Source organism: Yinghuangia soli (assembly GCF_021502675.1).
Taxonomy (GTDB): Bacteria; Actinomycetota; Actinomycetes; order Streptomycetales; family Streptomycetaceae; genus Yinghuangia; species Yinghuangia soli.
Map to the genome: position 1 here is coordinate 112,198 of NZ_JAKFHA010000026.1, position 10,362 is coordinate 122,559.

At 71.0% G+C, this 10,362-nt stretch carries 9 protein-coding genes; 4 read left to right on the forward strand and 5 right to left on the reverse strand.

From position 1 onward, the window contains the following. Positions 1-8: 8 nt before the first annotated feature. The 5 genes from LZ495_RS31920 to LZ495_RS31940 form a co-directional block, all read right to left on the reverse strand. Positions 9-722, reverse strand: a complete 714-nt coding sequence (locus tag LZ495_RS31920) for an ABC transporter ATP-binding protein (protein ID WP_235056445.1) — start codon at positions 720-722, stop codon at positions 9-11. After that, positions 715-1,497 carry an ABC transporter ATP-binding protein gene (locus tag LZ495_RS31925; RefSeq protein ID WP_235056446.1) on the reverse strand — a complete coding sequence of 261 codons (783 nt, stop codon included), beginning with the start codon at positions 1,495-1,497 and terminating at the stop codon, positions 715-717. Before LZ495_RS31925 ends, LZ495_RS31920 begins: the two co-directional genes overlap by 8 nt. Then, positions 1,490-2,884, reverse strand: a complete 1,395-nt coding sequence (locus tag LZ495_RS31930; RefSeq protein ID WP_235056447.1) for a branched-chain amino acid ABC transporter permease — start codon at positions 2,882-2,884, stop codon at positions 1,490-1,492. Before LZ495_RS31930 ends, LZ495_RS31925 begins: the two co-directional genes overlap by 8 nt. 34 nt (positions 2,885-2,918) lie before the next feature. Continuing rightward, positions 2,919-3,791 (reverse strand): branched-chain amino acid ABC transporter permease, encoded by an 873-nt coding sequence (locus LZ495_RS31935; protein ID WP_235056448.1) that lies wholly within the window; start codon positions 3,789-3,791, stop codon positions 2,919-2,921. A gap of 192 nt (positions 3,792-3,983) precedes the next feature. Beyond that, complete coding sequence (locus tag LZ495_RS31940) at positions 3,984-5,252, reverse strand: ABC transporter substrate-binding protein (protein ID WP_235056449.1); 1,269 nt, start codon at positions 5,250-5,252, stop codon at positions 3,984-3,986. Between the two features lie 381 nt (positions 5,253-5,633). Here LZ495_RS31940 and LZ495_RS31945 point away from each other — a divergent pair, with 381 nt between their 5' ends. From LZ495_RS31945 to LZ495_RS31960, 4 genes are all read left to right on the forward strand, one after another. Further along, entirely contained in the window at positions 5,634-6,401 is a 768-nt protein-coding gene (locus LZ495_RS31945) for a TetR/AcrR family transcriptional regulator (RefSeq protein WP_235056450.1), read from the forward strand. A gap of 93 nt (positions 6,402-6,494) precedes the next feature. Continuing rightward, on the forward strand, positions 6,495-7,712 hold the full coding sequence (locus tag LZ495_RS31950) for a serine hydrolase domain-containing protein (protein WP_235056451.1): 1,218 nt from the start codon (positions 6,495-6,497) through the stop codon (positions 7,710-7,712). Between the two features lie 156 nt (positions 7,713-7,868). After that, the gene (locus tag LZ495_RS31955) at positions 7,869-8,870 is read left to right on the forward strand and encodes an alpha/beta hydrolase family protein (protein ID WP_235056452.1); all 1,002 of its coding nucleotides are present in this window, start codon (positions 7,869-7,871) and stop codon (positions 8,868-8,870) included. Between the two features lie 255 nt (positions 8,871-9,125). After that, positions 9,126-10,301 (forward strand): amidohydrolase family protein, encoded by a 1,176-nt coding sequence (locus LZ495_RS31960; RefSeq protein WP_235056453.1) that lies wholly within the window; start codon positions 9,126-9,128, stop codon positions 10,299-10,301. Positions 10,302-10,362: the final 61 nt, after the last annotated feature.

Genomic DNA, 10,362 nt, shown 5'->3' on the forward strand with positions numbered 1-10,362 from the left:
GCACCTCCCTAGGCGTGCGCCGCATCACGTTTCCCCAGGAAGGACGCCAACAGCGAGTCGCGATCGCCCAGTTCGTCCGCGGTACCGGACAGGGCGAGGCGGCCCGCGGACAGTACGAAGCCGCGGTGGCATAGCTTCAGTGCCGCCACGGTGTTCTGCTCGACGACCAACACCGGTACATCCGCAGCGATCCGGGCGAGCGCGCCGTAGACCGCCTGGACGACCACCGGGGCCAGCCCCAGTGACGGTTCGTCGAGCAGCAGCATGCGCGGCGCGGACACCAACGCCCGTCCGATGGCGACCATCTGCTGTTCGCCGCCGGACAACGCGTACCCCGCCCGGTCGCGGAGCGGGACGAGGGCCGGCAGCAGGTCGTACACATCCGCCTCGGTCCACCCCTTGCGGCCTGCCGCGGCGATGCGGCCCATCCGCAAGTTCTCGTCCACGGACAGGGACGGGAACACCCGCCGCCCTTCCGGCACATGGACCAGGCCCCGGCGGGCGATCTCCGAGGGGCTGTGCCCGGTGATGTCGGCTCCGTCGAAGAGCACGGTCCCCCGAGTGACCGGGACCAGGCCCGAGACGGCATGCAGAGTCGAGGTCTTGCCGGCCCCGTTCGGGCCGAGCAGGGCGACCGCCTCCCCCGCGTCCACGCGCAGGTCGAGGCCGACGACGGCGCGGGTGGTGCCGTAGTCCACGCACAGTCCGGTGATCTCAAGCATCGTGGGCCGTCCCCAGGTAGGCGTCCATGACACGGCGGTCCTGCCACACGTGCGCGGGCGGCCCTTCCGCGACCACCTGCCCCGTTTCGAGAACGGTGATCCGGTCGCAGAGCGCGTCGATGAAGTCGATCTTGTGGTCGATGACCAGCAAAGCCACCCCGTCCGCGGCGACCGACCGCAGCAGGACGAGGAGTTGCGCGGTCTCCGTGTCGTTGAGGCCCGCGCTCGGCTCGTCGAGCATCAGGACGCGGGGCTCGGCGGAGATCCCGCGCGCGACGTCGAGCAGGCGCTGCTCGCCGTACGTGAGGATCGCCGCGGGCACCTGTGCCTTCGCGGCCAGGCCCACACGGTCGAGCGCCGCCAACGAGGCTGCCCACCGGGCGCGTTCGATGTGCAGCATGCGCGGACGCAGCAGCCAGGCCGACCCCAGCCCCCGGGCACGCCGGTCCGGCGTCGCGATCAGGACGTTCTCCTGGCACGTCAGGAACCGGTACGGCTGCGGCTGCTGGAACATGCGCACCAGCCCGGCCCGCCGCGAGCGCTCCGGCCCGCCGAGGCGGACCCGGTGCCCTTCGACCGCCAGGCGCCCGGACGCCGGGACCACTCCGCTCAGCGCGTTCAGCAGCGTGGTCTTGCCGCTGCCGTTGGGTCCGATGACACCCACGACCTGGCCTTCCGCGACGGACACGGAGACATGGTCGACAGCGCGCACGCCGCCGAACGAGACGCAGATATCGGCGGCGTCGAGCACGGTTCGTCCGGAGGTCTCAGACATCGGCGGACTCCTTTCCGGTCGACGCCGACGCGGACGCAGAACCGGAATCAGAAGCGGAATCAGAAGCGGAATCGGATGCCGAAGCGGACGCGCCCGCAGGTGCGGCGGTCCGGCCCGGCAGCGCGGCCCGGACCTTGGCCGCCACCCCCGCCACCCCCGCCACCCCCGCCGGCCCCGCCACACCTGCCCGGCGCAGCAGCCCCCGCACCCGCCCCGCCAGCCCGATCAGCCCCTCCGGGCAGATCATGATCATGACGAGCAGCAGCGCGCCGTACAGCACGCCCTGGTACTCCTTGAACTCCTGGAGCAGCTTCGGCGCCCACACGTAGAACCCGGCGCCGAGCACCGGCCCCCAGATCGACCCGGCCCCGCCGAGGATCACCATCAGGAAGATCCCGATCCCCAGGTCCAGCCCGAACTGGTCGACCCCCACGAACCCTTGCCAGTTCGCCAGCAGTGCCCCCGACAGGCCGCCCGCGACCGACCCGAGCACGTACAGCATCAGATGCAGGCGCCGGACGGAGATCCCGGCCGTGCGCGCGACCATCTCGCCGTCCCGCGCCGCGACCGCCTCCCGCCCGATCGGCGAGCGCTCCAGGAACACCCCGAGCAGCAGCGCGAGCCCGAGCACCCCGAGGAAGAGCCAGAACGCGCTGCGGTCGGAGTCGAAGGTGTGCCCGAACAGCGACGGGTACGGCAGCCCCGTCACCTGGCCGTTCACCCCCGTGAAGTCGCTGGTCCGGGCGAAGACGACCATGCCGATCTGGGACACCGCCAACGTCCCGATCGCGAAGGCGAAATGCTGCGCGCGGGCCAGCGCGAGCCCGACCACCGCGGCCACCGCGCCGGCCGCCAGCGCACCCAGCAGCGCGCTCTGCCAGAACGGCCTGCCGTGCTGCTCGGTGGCGTACGCCGAGGTGTACGCGCCGACCGCCATCATCGTGGTCTGGCAGAACGCGAAGCGGCCGCCGAGCCCGAAGATCCAGTAGAAGCCGAGTCCGGCCAGCGAGTAGAGCAGCCACAGGTCCAGCAGATTGCTGCCCTCGGCCGAACTCACCAGGTTGGGACCGGCGATCGCGGTCACGGCCACGAACGCGAGCACGCCCAGGTATTGGTGCCGCCGGTACACCGGTGGCTTCACCGTGCCGCGCGGCGCCATCCCGACCCGGGTGCGCAGCGTGTCGAGGCCGGCCGTCAGCATGTGCATCCCGGACGGCTCCGGAGCACGGCCGTCCGCCGCCGCGGACGTGTCCGCCCCGGACGAATCGGCCGCGGGAGCCGCCTCAGGACCAGTCTCGGGTCCGGCCCCGGGATCGGCCCCGGGATCGGCCCCGGGATCGGCCCCGGAGGCGACCGCCGGATCGAAGGTGTTGCGGGTCTCGGTCATGTGCTTCGGCTTCCTCAAGAAGGTCACAAGCGGGTCAGAGGCGCGACGCGTGGGTCTTGAAGAGCCCTTGCGGCCGGACGGCGATCACCAGGAACAGGGCGAGGTACGGCAGCGCCCCCGCGTAGTCGCGCAGCACATATCCCCCGAGGAGTTGCTGGACGAGGCCGACGCCCAGGCAGCCCAGCACCGCGCCGCCGAGGTTCCCGAACCCGCCCGCGACGGCCGCGGCCATGCCGCCCAGCATGATCGCGAAGCCGAAGTTGAGGTCCAGTACGGTCAGCGGCGCGACGAGGATCCCGGCCAGCGCCGCGAGTGCACCGGACAGCGCCCACGCGCCCATCGAGACCCGGCGTACCCGGACCCCGCACAGCTGTGCGGCGTCCGGGTCGGCGGCCAGTGCCCGCACTTGCCGGCCGAAGGACGTGTACTTGAACGCCCACACCAGTGCGCCGACCACCAGCACGGTGACTCCGACGATCAGTACTCGCTGCCAGGCGATCGCCGCCCCCGCGACGTGCCAGGCGCCGTCGCCCAACGGGCCCGGCAGGCGCCGGGGTTCGCTGCCCTGCCAGATGCCGATGAGGGCCCGGATGACGAGGGCCGCGGCGAGCGTGGCGACGATGACGGTCATCTGCGGGCGTTTGCGCAGCGGTGCGTACGCGACGCGTTCGAGGACCACGCCGACCACCGCCAGCAGGGCGATGGCGAGCAGCGAGCCGGGGACCACCGGCCAGCCCAGGTCGTCGATGGCCCACCAGGCCAGGAACCCGCCGAGGGTGAGCAGGTCGCCGTGCGCGAAGTTGACGACGCCGGTCGCCTTGTAGAGCAGCAGGAAGCCGACGGCTGCCAGCGTGAGGACGGCGGCGTACGCGAGTGCGCCGGCGAAGAGGGCGATGAACGTCGCCATGGGGACCACCAGTTCGTGTGGTTCGCGGTCGAGCGGACGGACGCGGCATAAGGCGGAGCAAGCCGAGCAAGCGGATGGGGCGGAGGCGGGCGGAGGCGGGAGGGGTGGCGGCGTACCCGCTGTGTGGGCCGAGAGGGGCCGGCCCGAGTACGCCGCCACGCTCACGCGGGAGCGGCGGTCGGCGCGGGAGCGTCAGCTCGCGCCCTTGGCCAGCTCCGGGATCTTGTACGTGTCCACCACCGTGGGCACGCCGGCCGCGTCGTACTTGATGGCGATCTGCTGGTGGGCGAGCACGTGGGACGGGTCCGCCTTGTACTCCGGCTGGCAGGCGCCTTCCGTCCACACCAACTGCTCGAGCGCGGTCTTGATCTTGGCGTGGTCGGTGGTCGTACCGGCCTTCTTCATCGCCTCGGCCTGCATCCACACCGCGTCGTACGCGGCCGCAGCGAGCGGCGGGGCGTCGGTGCCGTACTTGGCCTTGTAGGCGTCGTTGAACGTCTTGGCCGCGGGCCGGGTGTCGACCTTGGGCAGGCAGGCGAGCACCGCGTTGAGGTTGTCGATCTCCGGTCCCTTGGCGAGCCCGTAGTTGACCACGACCGGGGTCGAACCGCCGCTGACCACCGGGGTGTCGATGCCGGCCTGCTGCATCTGCTTGAGCTGGGTGGCCAGGGTGTTCGGGTACGACCAGGAGATGACCGCGCTGCTGTCCTTGAGGGCCAGGACCGCTTCGGTGAGGTCGGTCGCGGTGACCGGCACGAGGCGCTTGTCGCCGATGGTGACGGGGGTGCCCTTGATGGCGGCCTCTGTGCGGGCGGTGCCGTCCCGGCCGTAGCCGAGGTCGTTGCCGAGGATGCCGAGCCTGGTCCAGCCGTTCTTCTGTGCGAGGGCGACCATGTTGCGGGCCGTCGCGCCGTCGTACGGGTTCGTGGTGAACATCCACTCGCTGCCGTTCTTGGCGCCGTACAGCAGCGTGATGTCGTTGTTGACGTTCACGATCGGGATGCCGGCCGCGTCGATGTCGCGCTGCAGGCCCTGCGCCTCGGTGCCGCCGGGGAAGCCCACCATGCCGCTCGGCTTCTTGTCCTTGGCCTGCAGGAACGCGGTGCGCGCGGAGGTCGGGTTGAGGCCGCTGGGCACCCGCTCGAACTCGAGCGGCTTGCCGAGCACGCCGCCCTTGGCGTTGATCGTCTCGACGGCGAGGGTCGCGCCGTTCTGGTAGTCGTCGATCGCGTTCGGGTCCTCGCCCTTGACCTGCCACAGCCCGATGATCTTGGCGGGCGGCTGGTTCGGGGCGGTCGCGCCGGAGGCCGGACTCCCGGACCCGCCAGGCGTGTTCGCGGTGTCGTCCGCATCGTCGCTGCACGCGGTGCCGGCGAGCGCGAGGGCCACGACGGCGGCGCCCGCCGCGAATCGGCGGGCGGCCCGGCCGCGCCGGGTCGGAGAGGTGATTGAGCGGTTCATGAGGGAGCAACGCCTTTCGCGTCCGCTCCCCGGACGACCATCCCCCACGGATGGTGCGGGTCAACGTAGAGCACGAGTCTGGGGCGCACAACCCTTGACAGGCAACACGTGCGAGCGTAAAAGTTCATCTGCGCCTAACAAATGTTAGATAGCCAACGAACGCTTGTTAGGTTAGTGCTCGGGCCGGAATCCCAAGTACTCCCCGGCGACCTCCCCCACGACATGAAGAACCGCCGTGCGGCAGCAGGTTCGGTACGGCGCGGACCCCGGGAAGGCGGTGCCTCCGACCAGCGGAAGGAAACCCTCCGGAAGACCCCTGTCCTGCGGTTAGGCTGCGCTGAACACGAACAGCGACCGGCCGAACCAGGAAGACACGGACTGATGGCACGCAGGAAGACGGCGCCCGAGGCGCCCGCGCGACGGGAACTGATTCTCGCGGAGGCGGCTTCGCTGTTCGCCCGCAAGGGCGTCGCGGCGACGACGGTCCGGGAGATCGCCGACGCGGTCGACATCCAGGCCGGCAGCCTCTACCACTGGTTCGAATCCAAGGAGGAGATGGTCGACGAGCTCCTCACCGGAGCGATGGACGACCTGTCCTCCTGGTACCAGGAAGCAGTCGAGGCCGAGACGGAACCGCTGCCGCGGCTCCGCGGCCTCGTGCACGCGGCCTTCAAGGTCATCGCGGCCCACCCGGACGCGTGCACCGTGTACCTGCGGGACTACGCGTACCTGGCCACCCTGCCGCGGTTCGCGCACCTGAACGAGGCGAGCCTGCGGGTCCGGTCCCTGTGGATCGACACCCTCGAAGCCGGGATCGCGGCCGGCGACTTCCGCGCCGACCTCGCCCCCGACCTCGTCTACCGCTACCTGACCTACCCGCTGTGGCTGTCCGTCGGATGGCACCAGAGCAGCGGCCACTCGCTCGAGCAACTCGAAGAGCAGTTCCTGGGCCTCGTGCTCGACGGGGTCACCCCGCGCACGGCGGTCGTGCCGGCTGCCGCGGGCCGGACTCCGGCCAAGAGCGCGGGCAAGGGCAAGAACAGCACCGGCAAGAACAGCACAGCCACGAAGAGCACGGGCACGAAGAGCACCTCCGCACCACGATCGGCCGGCACCCGCCGCAAGGCCGCGGGGACTCCCGCGGACTGATCCCGTCGCCGACGGGTCGCGACGGCTCGCCCGATCGGCACCGACGCAGGCGGTCCCCGCGGCCGCCGCCCGGACCACGACTGGAGCCGTCCTGTGGAAGACCTGACCGTACAGGGCCTCGCCGCGCCCGAATTCGACGCAGTGGCCCGGGAGTTCCGGGCGAACTTCGCCGACCGCGGCGAAGTCGGCGCGGCACTCGCGGTCCACTGGCGCGGCCGCCCGGTGCTCGACCTGTGGGGCGGCCTCGCCGATCCCGCGACGGGCCGGCGCTGGGAGTACGGCACCGTGCAGGTCGTCTGGTCGGCCACCAAAGGCCTGGTCGCGACCTGCCTGGCGATGCTCGCGGACCAGGGCCGGCTCGACTACGCAGCCCCGGTCTGCCGCTACTGGCCGGAGTTCGCGCAGGCCGGCAAGCAGCGCGTCACGGTCGGCGAACTCCTTTCCCACCAGGCCGGATTGCCGTACCTCGACGAGCCGATCACGCTCGCCCGGGTGGCGGTTCCGGATGCGCTGTCCGACCAGCTGGCCCGGCAGCGCCCGCACTGGACCCCCGGCACCGCACACGGGTACCACGCGGTGACCTGGGGCTTCTACGCCGCCGAACTGGTGCGCCGGATCGACGGGCGCAGCGTCGGCGCGTTCCTCACCGACGAGGTCGCCGGTCCGCTCGGCGTCCAGGCGTACATCGGTACGCCGCCGGATGTCGCGGCCACGGTGGCCACCCTCGTCCCGGCGGCCGCCGCGGCGGCCGGGGTGCCTGCGGGAGGCGGAGCGGAGCCCGGGGCCGATCCGCCTCCCCCCACTCCCCCGGCTCCCCCGGCGGCCGCCTGGGACCCCGACTCGGAGCTCGTCCGCGCCATGCTGGCGATCCCCGAACTCGCGGCGCCCGGCGCCGCGCACGACCCGGGCGTACTCGCCCTGGAGATCCCGTCCGGCTGCGGAGTCACCAACGCCCGGGCGCTGGCCCGGGTCTACGCGGCGCTGGCGGCCGGCGGCACGCTGGACGGCATCCGCCTGATGTCCCCCGACACCGTCAAGGCCGCCGGCACCACGGCGGCAGAGGGGCAGGACCGCATCCTGGGCGAACCCACCGCGTTCGCCCAGGGGTTCATGAAACCTGCCACCTCGTTCTTCCGGGTCTCGGGCAATCCCGAGGCCTTCGGCCACCCGGGCAGCGGGGGCACGCTCGCCTTCGCCGACCCGGCCGCCGAGATCGCGTTCGCGTACACGACGAACAGCCAATCCGCCGCGCACACCGACTGGCGGGCACTGTCGCTGGTCGACGCGGTGTACCGCGCGCTCGACGCCTGACGCGTCCCGACGCGCCCCCTTTTCCGCGGGCCCCCGGCCACCCCGGGGCCGCCCGTGCCCCCGTGCCGACTCCGGCGCGCAAAACGGAACCAGAAGAGCCGATTCCGGTCCCGCCAGGTACGTCCTACCCCGATCCCCCTAGGAGGGCGACGCACCATGTCCCGTTCCCCGTCCCACCGCAGACCGCGCGGCAGAGCAGGGCTCCTGCTCGGCGCGATCCTGGCAGTGCTCGCGCTGCTGTTCGGCACCGTCCCGGCCTCCGCGGTCACCCCGGTGCCGCCCACGCAGCCGGGCACCTACAAGGTCGGCACCTACGAGTTCCTGTACTGGACCGGCGGCCCCGGCTTCCAGAACGCGCGGGTCTCGTACCCGGCCACCTCCGACGGCTGGCTCAAGCCGGCCGACAAGACCGAGGGCAAGTACCCGGTCGTCGCGCTCGCTCCCGCCTCCTGGGTCGGGTTCGACTACTTCGACTGGATCATCGGGTACCTGACCTCGCACGGCTACATCGTGCTCAGCTACTACCCGCCGAACATCCTGTCGACGGACCCGTACATGCACACCAAGAACATCAAGGCCGCGATCACCAAGATGATCAGCGAGAACAGTGCCTGGGGCAGCCCCGTGAAGGGCATCGTGGACACCGACAAGATCGCGGCGGCGGGCGCTTCGCTCGGCGGCGCGGGCGCGCTCGCGGCTGCTGCGCAGGACAGCCGGATCGACGCGGTGGTGGCCCTGACTCCCGGATACGACCCGGCGGACACCGCGACGTACGACAAGGTCGAGGCGGACGTCCGGAACATCCGCGTGCCGACGCTGATCGAGAGCGGCCAGAACGACTGCATCTCGCCCGGAGCCGGCAAGCGGTACTACAACGACGTGCCCGGCGCCTACAAGCAGTACGTCGAGATCGCCGGCGCCAACCACGTGCAGTTCCTGGACGACCAGGGGTCGAGCATCCCGATCCCCGGGGTGCCGCAGGACTGCACGCCGGGTGTCTCGTACGCCTCGCAGCACCAGACCGGCAACGTCTACGCGACCGCGTTCCTGGAGTACTTCCTCAAGGGGCGCACGCAGTTCGGCACCTACCTGTTCGGCGCGCACGCGCAGGCCGACCGGGCCGCCGGGGTGCTGTCCGACCTGCTGGTCGTGCAGTAAGCCGGAGCTCGGGCACGTGGACAGCTGATACGTGTGAGCAGATGAGCAGGTGAGTACAAGCGCATGAGCGACCAGGCGGGCCCGGGGTGTGCGGCGGCACCTCCCCGGGCCCGTCCGGCGCGGCGCAGCTCTCGGCGCCGGCACTGATACCGATACCAAAAAGACAGACTTCCTTACCTTGTGCCTTGCCGCGGACCGCCGCACAATGGCGGGGATTACTTAACCGAGGCAAGCGATCTACGAGGTGGGGCACGCATGGCATTCGTGTTCGATGCCGACAATCACTATTACGAGGCGCTCGATGCGTTCACGCGCCACCTCGACCCGCGGCTCGGCGGCAGCGTCATCCAGTGGTGCGAGATCAACGGCCGCAAGTACCACGTGATCGGCGGCAAGGTGAACCACGCCGTGGTGAACCCGACGTTCGACCCGATCGCCAAGGCCGGGGCGATGGCGGAGTACTTCCGCGGCAACCCCGAGGGCCGCAACCCGCTGGAGTTCCTGCGCGAGCGCGAGCCGATCCGCCCCGAGTACCGCGACCCGGCCGCCCGCATCCCGGTGATGGACGCGCAAGGGCTGGACAAGATCTGGCTGTTCCCGACCCTCGGGATGATCTACGAGGACGCGCTGAAGCACGACCCGAAGGCGGTCGGCCAGCTGTTCCGGTCGTTCAACCGGTGGCTGGAGGAGGACTGGGGCTGGAACCACCAGGACCGGATCTTCGCGGCCCCCTACATCGCGCTCGCCGACCTCGACACGGCGATGGCCGACCTGGACCGCGCGCTCGAGAACGGCGCGCGCGTGGTGTGCATGCGCCCTGCGGCGCCGACCACCGTGGACGGGCCCTTCACGCCCGGCGACCCGGTGTTCGACCCGTTCTGGGCGCGCGTCAACGAGGCCGGCATCCCGGTGGTCGTACATGCTGGCGACAGCGGCTACTCGTCCAACGGCTACAGCCGCAAGCAGGGGCTGTCGACGGACTTCAAGGGGCACGGCAAGCCGTCGGTCACCATGCTGTGGACGATGGAGCGCCCGATCTACGACTTCCTCGCGTCGCTGATCCTGGACCGGGTGTTCCACCGCTTCCCGAACGTGCGCGTGGTGTCGGTCGAGAACGGCTCGGAGTTCCTCGGCGACCTGTTCCGCAAGCTGCGGTCGGTCAACCGCAAGGTCCCCGGCCTGTTCCCCGAGGACCCGGTGGAGACCTTCAAGCGGCACATCTGGATCAACCCGTTCTGGGAGGACGACGTCCACGAGACGGTCGAACTCATGGGCGCCGACCGGGTCGTCTTCGGCTCGGACTGGCCGCACATCGAGGCGCTGCCGAACCCGCTGGACTACGAGGTCGAGGTCAAGGACTTCGATGCGGACACCCGCGCGAAGATCATGGGCCTGAACGCCGAGGAGCTGAACACCCCGCGCCCGGCCTGACCAGGGCACCCGGGACTGCTCGGGAGCGCTCGGACGAAGCGCAAATGCCCGGTGGGGCACG